General features: G+C 47.6%; 14 protein-coding genes. 4 read left to right on the forward strand and 10 right to left on the reverse strand.

Features of this window, described 5'->3' with window-relative positions; genetic code table 11:
• Positions 1 to 18 precede the first annotated feature (18 nt).
• Genes recQ through rpoZ form a run of 6 tightly spaced genes read right to left on the reverse strand, consistent with a single transcriptional unit; the run spans position 19 to position 7253 of the window.
• Positions 19 to 1821 carry a DNA helicase RecQ gene (recQ, locus tag N746_RS0101305; RefSeq protein ID WP_029933559.1) on the reverse strand — a complete coding sequence of 601 codons (1803 nt, stop codon included), beginning with the start codon at positions 1819 to 1821 and terminating at the stop codon, positions 19 to 21.
• Positions 1814 to 2332: a chorismate--pyruvate lyase family protein gene (locus N746_RS0101310; RefSeq protein ID WP_051678438.1), complete on the reverse strand. Its 519-nt coding sequence runs from the start codon at positions 2330 to 2332 to the stop codon at positions 1814 to 1816. Before N746_RS0101310 ends, recQ begins: the two co-directional genes overlap by 8 nt.
• A complete protein-coding gene (recG, locus tag N746_RS0101315) occupies positions 2325 to 4409 on the reverse strand; it encodes an ATP-dependent DNA helicase RecG (protein WP_029933561.1) in 2085 nt (694 codons plus the stop codon). Before recG ends, N746_RS0101310 begins: the two co-directional genes overlap by 8 nt.
• A gap of 24 nt (positions 4410 to 4433) precedes the next feature.
• Positions 4434 to 4820 carry a RidA family protein gene (locus N746_RS0101320; protein ID WP_029933562.1) on the reverse strand — a complete coding sequence of 129 codons (387 nt, stop codon included), beginning with the start codon at positions 4818 to 4820 and terminating at the stop codon, positions 4434 to 4436.
• A 51-nt stretch (positions 4821 to 4871) separates the two neighbouring features.
• Positions 4872 to 7013 carry a RelA/SpoT family protein gene (locus N746_RS0101325; RefSeq protein ID WP_029933563.1) on the reverse strand — a complete coding sequence of 714 codons (2142 nt, stop codon included), beginning with the start codon at positions 7011 to 7013 and terminating at the stop codon, positions 4872 to 4874.
• Between the two features lie 15 nt (positions 7014 to 7028).
• Positions 7029 to 7253 (reverse strand): DNA-directed RNA polymerase subunit omega, encoded by a 225-nt coding sequence (gene rpoZ / locus N746_RS0101330; protein WP_029933564.1) that lies wholly within the window; start codon positions 7251 to 7253, stop codon positions 7029 to 7031.
• A gap of 167 nt (positions 7254 to 7420) precedes the next feature.
• Between rpoZ and N746_RS0101335 the strand changes: the two genes are divergently transcribed.
• Positions 7421 to 8293 (forward strand): mechanosensitive ion channel family protein, encoded by an 873-nt coding sequence (locus tag N746_RS0101335; protein WP_029933565.1) that lies wholly within the window; start codon positions 7421 to 7423, stop codon positions 8291 to 8293.
• A gap of 85 nt (positions 8294 to 8378) precedes the next feature.
• Here the strand turns inward: N746_RS0101335 and N746_RS0101340 are convergent, their stop codons facing one another.
• Both N746_RS0101340 and N746_RS0101345 read right to left on the reverse strand, forming a co-directional pair.
• Positions 8379 to 8618 (reverse strand): VF530 family protein, encoded by a 240-nt coding sequence (locus N746_RS0101340; RefSeq protein WP_029933566.1) that lies wholly within the window; start codon positions 8616 to 8618, stop codon positions 8379 to 8381.
• Complete coding sequence (locus N746_RS0101345; protein WP_029933567.1) at positions 8615 to 9169, reverse strand: YaeQ family protein; 555 nt, start codon at positions 9167 to 9169, stop codon at positions 8615 to 8617. The genes N746_RS0101340 and N746_RS0101345 overlap by 4 nt, the downstream gene beginning before the upstream one ends.
• A gap of 146 nt (positions 9170 to 9315) precedes the next feature.
• Here N746_RS0101345 and N746_RS0101350 point away from each other — a divergent pair, with 146 nt between their 5' ends.
• Positions 9316 to 9846 carry a gamma carbonic anhydrase family protein gene (locus N746_RS0101350; RefSeq protein WP_029933568.1) on the forward strand — a complete coding sequence of 177 codons (531 nt, stop codon included), beginning with the start codon at positions 9316 to 9318 and terminating at the stop codon, positions 9844 to 9846.
• A 79-nt stretch (positions 9847 to 9925) separates the two neighbouring features.
• Here the strand turns inward: N746_RS0101350 and aroE are convergent, their stop codons facing one another.
• Together aroE and hemB are read right to left on the reverse strand one after the other, a co-directional pair.
• On the reverse strand, positions 9926 to 10783 hold the full coding sequence (gene aroE, locus N746_RS0101355) for a shikimate dehydrogenase (protein WP_038125820.1): 858 nt from the start codon (positions 10781 to 10783) through the stop codon (positions 9926 to 9928).
• On the reverse strand, positions 10780 to 11790 hold the full coding sequence (gene hemB, locus N746_RS0101360; RefSeq protein WP_029933570.1) for a porphobilinogen synthase: 1011 nt from the start codon (positions 11788 to 11790) through the stop codon (positions 10780 to 10782). Before hemB ends, aroE begins: the two co-directional genes overlap by 4 nt.
• A gap of 389 nt (positions 11791 to 12179) precedes the next feature.
• On the opposite strand from hemB, the gene soxC reads away from it, so the two are divergent.
• Complete coding sequence (gene soxC, locus N746_RS0101365) at positions 12180 to 13538, forward strand: sulfite dehydrogenase (protein ID WP_029933571.1); 1359 nt, start codon at positions 12180 to 12182, stop codon at positions 13536 to 13538.
• The gene (locus N746_RS0101370) at positions 13525 to 14556 is read left to right on the forward strand and encodes a c-type cytochrome (RefSeq protein WP_029933572.1); all 1032 of its coding nucleotides are present in this window, start codon (positions 13525 to 13527) and stop codon (positions 14554 to 14556) included. The genes soxC and N746_RS0101370 overlap by 14 nt, the downstream gene beginning before the upstream one ends.
• Positions 14557 to 14642 lie beyond the last annotated feature (86 nt).

The following is a 14642-nucleotide window of genomic DNA, read 5'->3' on the forward strand; positions in this document are numbered from 1 at the left end:
CAGTCACCAGACCTGGTGCTATTGGGCGCGGATTCTGGTTAGGAAGACTTCGCCGTAGCGTTCTAGTTTGGCTTGGCCGACGCCGCTGACTTCTAAAAACTCGTCTTCGGTTTGGGGGCGTTTTTGTGCCATGTCCAACAAACTAATATCCCCAAACACCACATAAGCCGGTACATTCTGCTCCTCGGCGAGTTGTTTGCGCAGGTCGCGTAGGTCTTCAAACAGTTTTTGGTCGGCGGGGTTTAGTGCATTGGCGCGATCGTTTTTGGCGCGTTTAGCGGGCGCTTCTTTTTTGGGCATCGCAAGTTGAATCGGTTGCTGACCTTTTAGCAGCGAGCCGGATAGCTCGGTGAGTTTGAGCACCGAGTAATGTTGCAAGTCTTGAAACAGGTAACCCAGATGGATCAGTTGGCGAATAATGCTGTTCCATTGGTGTGCGCTTAGGTCTTTGCCTATGCCGTAGGTGCTGAGTTGGTCGTGTTGGAATTGTCGAATGCGTTCGTTGTCGAGCCCGCGTAATACGTCGATCACGTGTTTAACACCAAAACCTTGATTAAGGCGGTACACGCAAGACAGCGCTTTTTGCGCGGCTTCGGTGGCGTCAAATAATTCGGGTGGGTTTAAACATACATCGCAATTGCCGCAGGGTTGGGTATTGGATTCGCCAAAGTAGTTAAGCAATACATTGCGCCGACAAGTTTGGGCTTCGGCAAAACTCACCATACTATTGAGCTTGAAGGTTTCAAGGCGGCGTTGGTCTTCGTTGCTGACGTTTTCGACAAATTGGCGCGCGGTGCTGACGTCTTGCATGCCAAATAACAGCAGGGCTTGAGATGGCAAGCCGTCGCGTCCGGCGCGGCCCGTTTCTTGATAGTAGCCTTCGATGTTTTTAGGCACATCATAATGCACCACAAACCGCACATTGGGTTTGTCGATGCCCATGCCAAACGCGACGGTGGCGACCACAATATCCACTTGATCGTGCAGAAAATCATGATGCACTTGATGGCGTGTTTTCGCGTTTAAACCGGCATGATATGCGCCCACCGAAAAACCTTCGGCGGCGAGTTTGTTGGCGATGTCGTCCACGCGTTTGCGGCTTAAAGCGTAGATAATGCCGGCTTCGCCTTTTTGTTGTTTTAGAAAGCCCAACAGTTGGTTAAACGGCTGCTGTTTTTCCATTACGTTGTAGCGAATGTTGGGGCGATCAAAGCTGCCTAAGTGAATTTTTGGGTCGTGAAATTGAAGCTGTTGCAGAATGTCGGCTTGAGTGGTTTGGTCGGCGGTGGCGGTTAAGGCGATAAACGGAACATTCGTAAATCGTTGGCGTAATGAGCCGATTTGACTGTATTCTGGCCGAAATTGGTGACCCCATTGTGATACGCAATGAGCTTCGTCGATGGCAAATATTGCAATCGGTATGCGTTGCAGTTGGGCTAAAAACCCGTTCATTAATAAACGTTCGGGGGAGACATACAGCAATTCGAGTTCGCCATTGTGGAGCTGTCGAATCACTTGTTCGGCCGTTTCTGGGTCTTGGCTGGAGTTAAGCATTTGCGCGGCCACGCCATTGGCTTGCAAGGCGGCGACCTGATCTTGCATGAGTGCGATTAAGGGCGAAACCACAATTGCGGTGCCGGGGCGCAAAAACGCCGGTACTTGGTAACACAAGGATTTGCCGCCGCCGGTGGGCATCAGCACAAAGTTGTCGCGGCCTTCGACTAAATCACAAATAATGTCGAGTTGTTGGGGGCGAAATTGGCGATAGCCAAAGACGCGCTTGAGCACTTCAAGCGCTTGAGTTTCGATAGATTCACGCATAAGTCGGCCAGTTTACAAATACTTCGGTCAGCAGTAAAGGCGCGTGGTCTTGTTCGAAGCTGCAACGGCGCGCGAATTTTTGCGGCGCGTTGATTTGTGGCCAATCGGCTTGGCAAAATTCAAATTCACTGCGGTTGAGGTCGGTTCGGCTAAACAGGATTTCCCCCAGCGGTTGATCGCCTAGTTGTTTTAACGACCACCAAGGATTCTGCTGATCGAAATGTGGAATGACGCTTCGTGCGTAAACAATCGGTTGGTTTTGGCCGATTAAACAAACCGTACGCAACCAGACCTGGTGGTGTGGCGCCAGGTTTAAACGCTGGGCTTCGTCGAGCAAAGGCGTGGCGTAACCTTCGAAAATGAGTTCGACCTGAAAATCCTCACAGCGTGCGCGCAGTTTTTGCGTGAGCGAGGTTTTATCCAACAACCAGGCCTGGTAGTTAGGTTCGCGCGTAAGGCGCTGGATAAATCTCGAGGTTATCCAATTTTTAGGTAAACGTGGATTAGGCATGTTTGTATTCTACTTTGGTTCCGATCCAGCGTTGTTGTAATAAGTTGATGCGTTCAGGGTCGCTTGCAGCCAAACGCAGTAAATCGTGCGCGGCCGTTTGTGCCGGTTCAATCCAGGCTTGGTCGCGCTGGATATCGGCAATGCGTAATTGCAACCCACCGGTTTGGCGTGTGCCGAGCACTTCGCCCGGGCCGCGAATGCGTAAATCTTCTTCGGCAATTAAAAAGCCATCGTTGGTTTCACGCATAATTTGCAAACGCGCTTTGGCGGTGGCGGAAAGCGGGGCTTGGTAAAGCAAAACACAGTGACTTTTTTTCGCGCCACGCCCCACCCGACCACGTAATTGGTGAAGTTGCGCTAGCCCGAGACGTTCGGCATTTTCAATAATCATTAAGCTGGCATTGGGCACGTTTACGCCCACTTCGATTACGGTGGTGGCGACTAATAAATCAAGATGGTGGTCGCTAAACTGCTGCATGATACTTTGTTTTTCGGCGCTTTTTAAACGTCCGTGAATCAAACCGACCCGCATATCCGGCCAAAGTTGTTTGAATTCATCGTAGGTGGTTTGCGCGGCTTGCGCGTCTAAGGCTTCGGATTCATCAATCAGCGGACAAACCCAATAGGCTTGCACGCCTTGCTGGCATTGGTGGTACAAATGCGCCATGACTTCTTGACGTTTGTGGTTGTTGAGTACCGCGGTATCAATTGGTTGGCGACCGGGTGGCAGCTCGTCAATCACCGAAATATCCAAGTCACCATAAGCGGTCATCGCAAGGGTGCGTGGAATCGGCGTGGCGGTCATGGTGAGTTGGTGCGGCGCAAAGTCTTTGGTCTCGCTTTGGGCTTTTTGGTTTAGGGATAAACGTTGGTGAACCCCGAATCGGTGTTGTTCATCAATAATGACCAAGCCGAGTTGATTAAATTGCACCGACTCTTGAAACAGGGCGTGTGTACCGACGGCGATTTTAGCTTGCCCTTGTGTGATCTTTTCCAGCATATCGCGTTTTTCGGCGGTTTTTAAGCGTCCGTTTAACCAAGCGACTTCGATCCCTAGCGGTTCTAACCATTCACAAAAATGGTTGCGGTGCTGTTCGGCCAGAATTTCAGTGGGCGCCATAATCGCGACTTGATAACCGGCATCGGCGGCTTGTAACGCGGCTAAGGCGGCGACAATGGTTTTGCCCGAACCCACATCACCCTGAATTAAACGTTGCATCGGATGATCGCGACTTAAATCCTGCTGAATCTGTTGCCAAACCCGCTGTTGCGCGCCAGTTAAGCTGAAAGGTAACTGAGCCAATAAACGCTGAGCGCTTGGGCTGTCGCCAAACTGCGGCGCGTAACGGCGTTCCTGTTGTTGACGCATTAAAAACAGGCTGACTTGTTGGGTCACCAGTTCTTCAACAATTAAACGCTGTTGCGCCGGGTGCTCAAAACGTTTGATTTGACCCAAGTCATCATCTGGTTGCGGTTGGTGCAAGGTTAATAAGGCTTGATTGATGGCTGGCAGTTGTCGAGTTTTAAGCCAATCCAAATCTAAACCTTCGGCGAGCGGATATTGTTTGAGCAGGGTAATGGCTTGTTTAATGAGTTTGACCAAACTCGCTTGTCCTAGGCCTTCAGTAGTGGGGTAAACCGGGGTTAAAGTGTCATCTAGCGCAGGCGGCGTATGGGTAAAAATTTGATATTGGGGATGCACCATTTCCAGACCATTTGGTCCAGAACGTAATTCGGCAAAAGCGCGCACAAATTCACCGCGTTTAAATTGGCGGGCTTGACTGGGATGAAAATGGAAAAACCGCAAACCAATCGAATGACCGCTGGTATCCCGTGCTTGCACCATTAAAGTGGGGCGACGTCCGGGGGTTAGGCGTTGCGAGGTAATTTCGGCTTCGATTTGAATTTCTTGGCCAATAATCGCTTCGTCTAGCGAGGTGAGTTTGGTTTTGTCTTGATAACGTAACGGCAGGTGAAACAGTAAATCCTGCACGACCCGCAAACCGAGTTTTTCGAGTTTCTCAGCTTGTTTGTCACCTACCCCTTTGAGGCTGGTGACATGCATTTGCTCTAGCATAATCAGGCCGTGAAACGCAGAGGTTTAGTAATGCGACAGCGCCATCACGCCATCCATTTCAACATCGGTATCTTTCGGCAATTGCTTAACTGCGACCGCGGCACGTGCTGGGTAAGGTTGTTCAAAATATTGCGCCATAATGTCGTTAACGGTCGCGAAATGCGCCATATCGGTTAAGAAAATGTTTAATTTTGCAATATCTTGTAGTGATCCGCCCGCCGCCTCGCAGACCGCACTTAGGTTTTTAAATACCTGGTGGATACGTTCGCTAATATCGCCTTCGGCCAGTTGCATGGTTTCCGGGATTAAAGCAATCTGGCCCGACAAATACACGGTGTCACCTACGCGCACGGCTTGTGAATAAGTGCCGATTGCGGCAGGAGCATTGGGTGTTGAGATGATTTCACGCATGATAGTTTCCTTTAAATTGGAATATTAAACGGGTTAGGTTTTCCTAGTTTACTAGGTAAATACGCGTTGTGCCTTTTCAATAATCGGAATGCGGCGCAAGTGACGTAATAGCTCGTTTAGATGATCGCGATTGCGCACCAGTATGACAAAGTTCATCACGCTATAGGTTTCGTCTTTATCTTCAGAACGTACACGTTCGATATCGGTTTTGGTATTGGCGATCTCAGAGGCGATTAAGGCCAAGGCGCCACGCTGATTTTTAGTTTCAACTTGGATTTCGACCGCAAACAATTCTTGACTATTTGGATCCCAGTCGACATCCAACCATTTATCGGGCTGGTTTTGGAAGTGTTTGACGTTTTTACAGTCGTGGCGGTGAATCACCAAACCTTTGCCTGTAGAAATAAAGCCGATAATTTCATCGCCTGGAATCGGGTGGCAGCATTGGGCGTAGTTGACGACCAAGCCTTCGGTACCGGAAATCGCAAGTGGTTGATGCTGGCCTTTTTCGCTAATAATATGGTCGTCTTTGCCGAGCAGATTGTCGTGAATTTGTTTAGAAACTAAGCCGGCCATGCGCTGACCCAAACCAATCTCTTCTAATAACTGATCCCAATTTTCTAAGTTCAAGTCCTGTACGAGTTTCGCAATCAATTCTTCACTTAAACCGGAATAGGCCATGTTGTGAATTCGCATGGCTTTGGTTAACAGGCGTTGCCCTAAGTCGGTGGCGGATTGAGAATGCTGATTTTTTAGGAAATGACGAATTTGTGAGCGCGCTTTGGCCGTGGTGACAAAGTTAAGCCAAGTTGGGTTGGGCTGGATTTCTTTGGACTTAATAATCTCGACGGTTTGACCACTTTCCAACACGCTACGCAAGGGCACAAGCTGGCGGTCAATGCGACAACCCACACAAGCATGCCCCAAATTAGTATGCACGGCATAAGCAAAATCAACGGCGGTCGCGTTTTTGGGCAGCGTTATAATTTCGCCCTGTGGTGTAAACACGTAAATCACATCTGGGAACAAGTCGATTTTGACGTTCTCTAAAAAGTCGAGTGAGTTCCCGGCGCTTTGCTGAATTTCGAGCAGGTTACGCACCCACTCTTGCGCACGTACATCGACCGGTGACGGATTCGATTCGTTGGCATTGGCTTCTTTATAATGCCAGTGGGCGGCGATGCCGTGCTCAGATACCTTGTGCATGACTTCACTGCGAATTTGAACTTCAATATGCACACCATATGGTCCAAACAGCAAGGTATGTAAGGATTGGTAGCCGTTTGGTTTGGGGATGGCAATATAGTCTTTAAACTTGCCCGGCAGCGGTTTGTATAAAGAATGCACCAAGCCGAGCGCACGGTAACAATCGTCGACGGTTTCGACTATGACGCGGAAGGCGAAAATATCTAACACTTCTTCAAACGATAGGCGTTTTTTGCGCATTTTTTTATACAGACTGAATAAATGTTTTTCGCGCCCGATTACTTCGGCTTTAAAGCCTTCTTGTTTCAAACGAGTTTGCAGGGCTTCGGTGATTTGTTCGACCACTTCTTTACGATTGCCGCGTGCTTTTTTGACGGCTTTTTCGAGCGCGCTGAAACGTAACGGATACATGGCCCTAAAGCCCAGATCTTCAAGCTCTATACGGAAGGAGTTAATGCCTAATCTGGCGGCGATGGGGGCGTAAATATCTAAAGTTTCGCGGGCAATTCGACGCTGTTTGTCCGGACGCATGACACCGAGTGTTCGCATGTTGTGCAAACGGTCTGCGAGCTTAATTAAAATCACGCGGATGTCGCGCGACATAGCGAGCATCATTTTACGGAAGTTTTCGGCTTGCGCTTCTTGTGGGGTATCGAAGGCGAGTTTGCCGAGCTTGGTGACACCGTCAATCATTTCAGCGACACGTTCGCCAAAACGGTCGATAATATCTTGTTTGGTGTAGGGGGTATCTTCGATGACATCGTGCAAAATAGCGGCGATGAGACTTTCGTGATCGAGTTGGATTTCAGCGAGAATTTCGGCGACCGCGACGGGGTGCCAAATATAAGCCCCACCCGCCTTGCGGGTTTGGCCTGCGTGCGCTAGGGCCCCAAACTCAAAAGCGGCTTGGATTTGTTGAATTTGCTCGGCGTTTAGATAGCGCTCTGCTTTTTCAATTAAGCCTTCTAATGAGTTAGGTGTGGGCATAGCGACACCTAAAGCTTATTGGAAAAACGGTGGGGTATCTGGGTCAGCTAGAATAGTTTGTGGGTCAACAAGCTGTTCAGCGAGTTCACGCAAAGCCACAACAGTTGGCTTGTCATTTTCCCAAGCTAAAGTTGGTTCTGCACCATTCCCAAGTTGACGGGCGCGCTTAGAAGCGACCAGTACCAATTCAAAACGATTTTCAACATGCAATAAGCAATCTTCAACGGTTACGCGTGCCATGAGGCTACCTCTAAAATTAGTTCATTTTCAGAAAGCCAGAGCAGCTTTCCCAAAGAGTTTTAATCTGTGATCAACCATTCTACAATATTCGGCGCATTATAAATAGTGGCGTTATACGTCAAGCCGTTGTTAGAATGCAATTTTAGATTAACAATAAAGAGTGCATCATGTTTGAAAACCTAATGAATAAGCTTGATTTGGTTGAACTCACCCAGAGCTATTTAATACCTTGGGGCATTAATATCGCGATTGCATTTATCATCTTTTTTGTGGGTCGCATTGTAATTAGTGTGATTCATAAAGTGTTAGGTAAGGTGTTAACACGTTTTCAAGTCAAGGTGATTTTGGTTGAGTTTACTCAGCAAGTGATGCGCTCCTTGTTATTTGTGCTGCTGATTATTGCGGTATTAAGTCAGCTAGGATTTGATACGACGTCACTCGTTGCAGTATTGGCGGCGGGCAGTTTGGCGGTCGGTTTGGCGTTAAAAGATTCGTTACAAAACTTCGCTGCTGGGGTGATGTTGATTATTCTGCAGCCCTTTAAAGAGGAAGACTTTGTTGAGGTCGCTGGGCACATGGGGATGGTTGAAAAGGTGATGTTGTTTAGCACGCTATTACGCACCCCCGATAATCGTGAAATTACGATTCCAAACGGCCAGATTTACGCCGAACCGTTAGTTAACTATTCAGCCCGTGATACGCGTCGTTTAGATTTGATTTTTGGCATTGACTACAACAGCGACCTGCGTAAAGCTAAGCAAATTCTGCAGGACATTGTGGCAGCTGATGAACGGGTTTTAAAAGAGCCGGAGTCTTTGGTGGTGGTGTCGGAATTAGCCGATAGCAGTGTCAACTTTACCGTGCGTGCTTGGGTGAGTACGGATGATTATTGGCCGCTGAAGTTTGAGTTATTAGAGCGGGTGAAATTAGCATTTGATGATCAAGGAATTGAAATTCCTTTCCCACAGATGTCGTTGCATTTTCAGCAAGACATCGCGCAAATGATGGCAGCTAAACCCGAAATGAAAGAAACCGTTTGATAGATGAAGCACCAGGCCTGGTGCTTATATTTTAAGCGGGTGCTTGGTTTATCAAGGGTCGGCTTTTTAGTTTTTAGGCGGACAATTAGAGTTCGGTTTGAAAGTTGGGTTGGTCGAGCGAGTCAATATAAAGCTGTTCGACTTGTGCCCGCGCCCAAGGTGTTTTGCGCAAAAACTTGAGGCTGGATTTAACGGACGGATCATTGTTGAAGCACTTGATATTAATCAAATTTCCCAGGCCAATCCAGCCGTAATAATCGACCAAACGCAAAATGATTTGTTCAAGTGTCACGCCATGTAAAGGATTATTGGGTTGAGTATTCATGTGTTTTGCTCTTGAAGTCTTGACCAGTGAAGTTCGCAGTCACCGAGCTCTGCCGCAACATAGGCAGAATCACCGCTTAAGCTGATGGAAAAGGCCATATTACGTTGGGCGAGCTTAGCGAGGGCTTGGATTTCTGACCAGTCAAATTGAATAATATCGACCTTGAGGGGTTGAAGTTTGGTTTGGTTTTGCGACCACCAAACCTCCGATTTGGAGTTAAAAGTATAGACTTTAGCGACTTGCGCTAAGCGGCTGGCTTTTTTGATGCGCTCGAGACTCGGTTCGCCTAGGTCAATCCAAAGCATGAGCTGGTCGTCTAAAGTTTTAGCCCAGAGGTCAGGCTCATCTACTGCACTTAAGCCCTTGGTAAACTCCAGCTTTGTATTTTGATCCGCTTCAATGTTTAGGCAATAAACCAATACGCGTGTCATCATGCGTTCAATATTTTCGGATGGGTGTTGCGCAACCGTTAGGTTTAGAGTCTGGTAAAGGTGGCGATTCATGTCAGAAAGTGAAATGCTGAATTTATAGATGGTTGGTTTTAATGCCACGCTGGGTTCCTGATCTTTTGCTAATGCGGCCTAGTATAGCAAACCGTGATTTGCTCAGTGGCTTTAACCCGGCTTGTTTTTAAAACCTTGTATGCTCATTTATAATGCCAGCATAACTTAAAATTAATTCGGACTTAGGGGTAAATATGGCAATTAGAAAATACAAAGGCATCGCGCCAACAATGGCTGATTCGGCTTGGGTTGATCTATCAGCTCAAGTGATTGGGCATTGCGAGTTGGCTGAAGATGTTGGAATTTGGCCGTGTGCGGTGCTGCGTGGCGACGTGAACGATATTAAAATCGGTGCACGCTCAAACATTCAAGACGGCGCAGTGGTGCATACCACGCATGAATCGGATCGTAGCCAAGGCTCAAAGACGGTTGTAGGTTGTGATGTCACGGTGGGTCATAACGCGGTGTTACACGGTTGCATTATTGAAGATGAGTGCCTGATTGGTATGGGGGCGGTCGTGTTAGATAATGCGGTAGTACAAAAGCATGTATTGGTGGGCGCAAACAGTTTAGTACCACCGGGTAAGCTGTTGGAAAGCGGGTATTTGTATGTGGGCTCGCCAGTCAAACAAGCGCGCCTGCTTACCGATGAAGAAAAAGCGTTTTTTAAATATTCAGCGCAACACTACGTCAAACTCAAAAACGACTTTGCGGCCGAGGATTGATTTAACCACTGAGTCACAAAGGCTCTAGCCCTTTCCCACTGTGAAGGAATCTCATTGTCTTCGTGACTCGGTGCTGTCTCTAGGCCTGTTGGATCATACGGCGGACTTCTTCGATTACGGGCTTGGTTTTTGGGTGAATGCCTCGCCATAAATAAAAGGCTTCGGCCGCTTGGCCGACCAGCATACCTAAGCCGTCCATGCGCTGACATTTGGGTTGATGTTGTTGAGCCCATTGTAAAAACACGGTGGGTTCTGCTGCATACATCATGTCGTAAACCAAGCTATCCGTCCCGATGATCTTTTCACTGACTGGTGGCAGTTTTCCTTCCAAGCTGGCAGAGGTGCCATTAATGATAATATCGAAAGGCTGGGCTGGAATGTCGTCCCAACCGCTACCATGAATCGGCACATTGGTATCAAAACGCTGGCCTAACACTTCGGCGCGTTTTGCGGTACGGTTGGCGATATGTACCAGGCCTGGTTGCTTATCTAACAAGGGTTTTAAAATGCCTTGCACGGCGCCACCCGCGCCAATAATCAATACGCGCTTACCTTTAAAAGGACGCATGCCATTTTGTTCAATGTCGTTTACCAGTCCAATACCGTCAGTGTTATCACCATACACTGAGCTGTCTTCTCTAAATACATAAGTATTAACGGCTTGAGCCAGTTGCGCGCGCTCGCTGAGTTCGTCGGCTTGTTCAAAGGCATCCAGTTTATAGGGCACAGTAATATTAATACCTTTATAGCCATGCGCTTTTAAGTAATCGATTTCGCGCGCAAAGTGGGTTTCTTCCGAGTCGATGCGAATCGCTTCATAGGTGATGGTTTGCTGGGTTTGTTCGGCAAATAAGCGATGAATTAAGGGTGATTTTGAGTGTGCGATCGGATCACCCACGACGGCATAATGATCAATCACTGGTTCAGCTGTACTCATACTGTGCCTTCTTCGTGCAGCCATTGTGCAACTTGTTTTGCATAATAGGTCAAAATGCCATCTGCGCCAGCGCGTTTAAAACAAAGTAGCGTTTCGAGCGCGACTTTGCGTTCATCCAGCCAGCCATTTTGCGCGGCGGCTTTTAGCATCGCGTATTCGCCGCTTACATGATAGGCATAGGTGGGTACTTTAAACTCGGTTTTAATGCGGTGCACGATATCGAGGTAAGGCAGGCCGGGTTTAACCATGACCATGTCGGCGCCTTCATTAATATCCAAGGCGACCTCATGTAGCGCTTCATTTGAGTTGGCCGGATCCATTTGGTAGTTAGCTTTGTTGCTTTTGCCTAAATTGGCGGCCGAGCCAACCGCATCGCGGAAAGGGCCGTAATAGCTCGAAGCATACTTGGCTGAATAAGCCATGATGCGGGTGTTGACGTGACCGTTTTCTTCTAGCAAATCACGAATTTCAATAATGCGCCCATCCATCATATCGGATGGGCCAATTACATCAGCCCCCGCTGCGGCATGTGATAAGGCCTGTTTCATCAGTACATCAATGGTGTCGTCATTCAATACATAACCCTTGTCATCAATAATGCCATCTTGGCCATGAGTGGTAAACGGGTCAAGTGCGACATCGGTCATAACCCCTAGCTCTGGGCAGGCGGCTTTGACTGCACGAACGGCACGTTGGGCGAGCCCTTCTGGATTATAAGCTTCCGCAGCATCCAGGGTTTTACCAGACTGAGGTACAACTGGAAAAATTGCAATCATCGGAATACCGAGCTTGACCAGTTCGCGGACCTCTTTAACCAACAAGTCGATGCTTAAGCGTTCGACACCTGGCATCGATTGCACCGCCTCTCTCTTTTCATTCCCCTCAATCACAAACATGGGGTAGATTAGATCGGCGGTGGTGAGTTGGTTTTCGCGCATTAAACGACGTGAAAAATCATCAGCACGCATTCGGCGCATACGAGTAATGGGAAATTGACGATCAATCATGGAAGACTCCGCTTAAAAATTGTTGTTAATCATACGCGCGTGCACGCAAAAAATAAACTCACCTCGAAGCTTGATGTCGGGCGTTCGGACTCAATCGTCGGCTAAAAAAGCACGGCCGACTAATAGAAATATAATTACACCCCATAAAAAATTTATATAAGTGAAAGCTAATTTAGCTAATGTTTTAGCTTGAAGTTAATGAGCTTAAAGGTTTATTATAATCGGCCAGCAATGTGAGTATGGGTTACAAAGTGCTGCCAGTTAATGGGTGTAAATACTGATTAAAAGGCGTCTTTGGACACTTTTACTGGCGATTGGATAAAAAAAACTAGTAACTCTTGAATCTGTGGTGTTGTTACACGTTAAGGATGCCAATCAAGGAGCATAAAATGACAGATAAAATAGTAGAAAAGGTTGCGATTCAAACTGAAGAATCTCGCAACCAGGGCCGTCGCGCGTTCCTTAAGGGCGGCGCAGCGGTAGCGGGTGGCGTAATGTTTACACAAGCCGCTTCAGCTTCATCAGACTTAAAGTTTGACGCAAAAAAAGCGGTCGCGCCTTATGCCGGTCGTGATGAAATTACCGATACTTTAGCCGATCCAATGTCTCGTAAGTCATTAGGTTGGGGTGTACGTCAGTACCCATATGGTATGCCATCTCCGTTCGAAAAAGAAGTTCAGCGTCGTACGCTAGAGTGGCTAACGCCTGACTCTATGGCGTCGATCACCATGACTCCGCTGCAAAGCTTGCACGGCATGATCACACCAAACGGTCTTCACTTCGAACGTTACCATGGTGGTGGTATCAACATTAACCCTGATGACCACCGTTTGGTTATTCACGGTTTGGTTGAGCGTCCTTTGATCTTCACTATGGATGACCTAAAGCGTTTCCCTTCTGAATCACGTATTTTGTTCGCAGAGTGTCCAGCTAACGGCGCGATGGAGTGGAAAGGTGTTCAGTTGAACTCTGTACAGTGGACTCACGGTATGATGTCTTGTGTTGAGTGGACAGGTGTTCGTCTATCTACCCTATTGAAAGAAGCCGGTATCAAGCCAGAAGGTAAGTGGTTGATCCCTGAAGGTGCAGACGCATCTGGTATGGCTCGTTCAGTACCAGTCGATCTAGCAATGGACGATTGTATGATTGCTTATGCTCAAAACGGTGAAGCTCTACGCCCAGAGCAAGGTTACCCAATTCGTTTGGTTGTACCTGGTTGTGAAGCGAACATGTGGGTTAAACACCTACGTCGTATCCAAGTTTCTAACGTGCCGTTACAGCACCGTGAAGAAACCTCTAAGTACACTGAATTAATGCCTGATGGTACGGTTCAGAACATGTCTTGGTACATGGAAGCGAACTCAGTAATTACTTACCCATCTCCAGACTTCAAAATGCAAGGTCCAGGTCGTTATGTAGCGAAAGGGATTGCATGGTCAGGTCGTGGTAAAGTTGATCACGTTGACATTACCTTTGATGGTGGCCGTAACTGGCATGAAGCTAAGTTAACTTCTGCGGTATTGCCAAAAGCTTGGACTCGTTTTGAACTTGAGTTCGACTGGGATGGTAGTGAGTTGTTGATGATGAGCCGTACAACGGATGAAACCGGTTATGTACAGCCAAATATGCCACAAATGCGTGAAATTGAAGGGACAAACAACGTTTACCACCGTACCGCGATGGTAACTTGGAAAATCCACGCGCACAACAGTGAATTCGGAGGCATGATTGAAAATGTTCAATTCTAAGAAAACGCTAATTGCATCGGCTGTAACGGGTGCTATGATCGCTTCAGGCGTGGCTTTTGCAATGTCGGGCAAGCCATCTGAAGATTGGAAAAAAACCATTGAAGCTAACGACGGTAAATACTTAGATGGCGCCGTTGTTAAAGCCATTTTGGGTGAAGATGACCGTGCACGTTTAGTTGCTAAGTTTGATCCAAGCAACCCTTACTCGTTTGAAGTAGATGACGCCATCGACGGTGGTGCGCACGGTAACATGCAGTGTAAAGTACCTGAAGCTTTTGTTGACGTTCACGCAAGTGCAAACGAAAACTATTATGCTGATACTAAGTTCACCGCATATGGTTACGGTACGCCAATTGCTGAATCAGCGATGTCAAAGTGGAGCATCCACGTAGACGCGGACGGTAATGGTTTACCACCACTAGATGTAGGCATGGAAGTGTTGAAAGGTGGCGATATGTACATCCAGTTCTGTGCGACTTGTCACGGTGAGTTTGGTGAAGGTGCGAAAGGTTACTTACCACTTTCAGAAGGTAACCAGTTACCTTTAACAACCTCTGATATTACTGCTCCAGCACCGGTTAAGACCGTAGGTAACTACTGGCCTTATGCCACGACTTTATTTGATTATAACCGTCGTGCCATGCCTTTCTGGACACCTAACCTATCTGCAATCGGTGATGCCGGTTACATGGGTATCACAGGTTATATTCTGCAAATGAACCGTATCCCACTTGATGATGAAGGGACTCAGATCGAAGACGATACGTTCTTTAATGCAGAAACTTTATTGAAAGCAAACAAGTACATGCGTAACGCAGGTAACTTCTTCTGTGATCACCGTCCGGTAATCGCAAACGAACGTTGCATGAAAGATTGCCCTGACTACATGGTTGGTGATGGTACAGGCGATACGTCTAACTACCGTACTGCGAATCGTCTACCAGACGGCACGCCACAGTACAACATTGGACAACGTATTGGTGTAGACGCTCCTGGCGTTGGTCACCACGGCTTCTAAGTTGTATTAATCAACCTACAGCCTCTCTAGCACTAAAGCCCGCTTTTTAGCGGGCTTTTTTATTGCCAATCTCTTCCTCATTTTCT

The sequence above is a fragment of the Thiomicrospira pelophila DSM 1534 genome (assembly GCF_000711195.1).
GTDB classification, from domain to species: domain Bacteria; phylum Pseudomonadota; class Gammaproteobacteria; order Thiomicrospirales; family Thiomicrospiraceae; genus Thiomicrospira; species Thiomicrospira pelophila.

Bases quoted from the DNA above. Each gene is read 5' to 3' on its own strand.
- recG (WP_029933561.1), bottom strand. From the start codon at position 4,409: ATGCTAGAGCAAATGCATGTCACCAGCCTCAAAGGGGTAGGTGACAAA.
- hemB (WP_029933570.1), bottom strand. From the start codon at position 11,790: ATGATTGATCGTCAATTTCCCATTACTCGTATGCGCCGAATGCGTGCT.
- rpoZ (WP_029933564.1), bottom strand. From the start codon at position 7,253: ATGGCACGCGTAACCGTTGAAGATTGCTTATTGCATGTTGAAAATCGT.
- N746_RS0101310 (WP_051678438.1), bottom strand. From the start codon at position 2,332: ATGCCTAATCCACGTTTACCTAAAAATTGGATAACCTCGAGATTTATC.
- aroE (WP_038125820.1), bottom strand. From the start codon at position 10,783: ATGAGTACAGCTGAACCAGTGATTGATCATTATGCCGTCGTGGGTGAT.
- soxC (WP_029933571.1), top strand. From the start codon at position 12,180: ATGACAGATAAAATAGTAGAAAAGGTTGCGATTCAAACTGAAGAATCT.
- N746_RS0101340 (WP_029933566.1), bottom strand. From the start codon at position 8,618: ATGAATACTCAACCCAATAATCCTTTACATGGCGTGACACTTGAACAA.
- N746_RS0101370 (WP_029933572.1), top strand. From the start codon at position 13,525: ATGTTCAATTCTAAGAAAACGCTAATTGCATCGGCTGTAACGGGTGCT.
- N746_RS0101335 (WP_029933565.1), top strand. From the start codon at position 7,421: ATGTTTGAAAACCTAATGAATAAGCTTGATTTGGTTGAACTCACCCAG.
- N746_RS0101350 (WP_029933568.1), top strand. From the start codon at position 9,316: ATGGCAATTAGAAAATACAAAGGCATCGCGCCAACAATGGCTGATTCG.
- N746_RS0101325 (WP_029933563.1), bottom strand. From the start codon at position 7,013: ATGCCCACACCTAACTCATTAGAAGGCTTAATTGAAAAAGCAGAGCGC.
- recQ (WP_029933559.1), bottom strand. From the start codon at position 1,821: ATGCGTGAATCTATCGAAACTCAAGCGCTTGAAGTGCTCAAGCGCGTC.
- N746_RS0101320 (WP_029933562.1), bottom strand. From the start codon at position 4,820: ATGCGTGAAATCATCTCAACACCCAATGCTCCTGCCGCAATCGGCACT.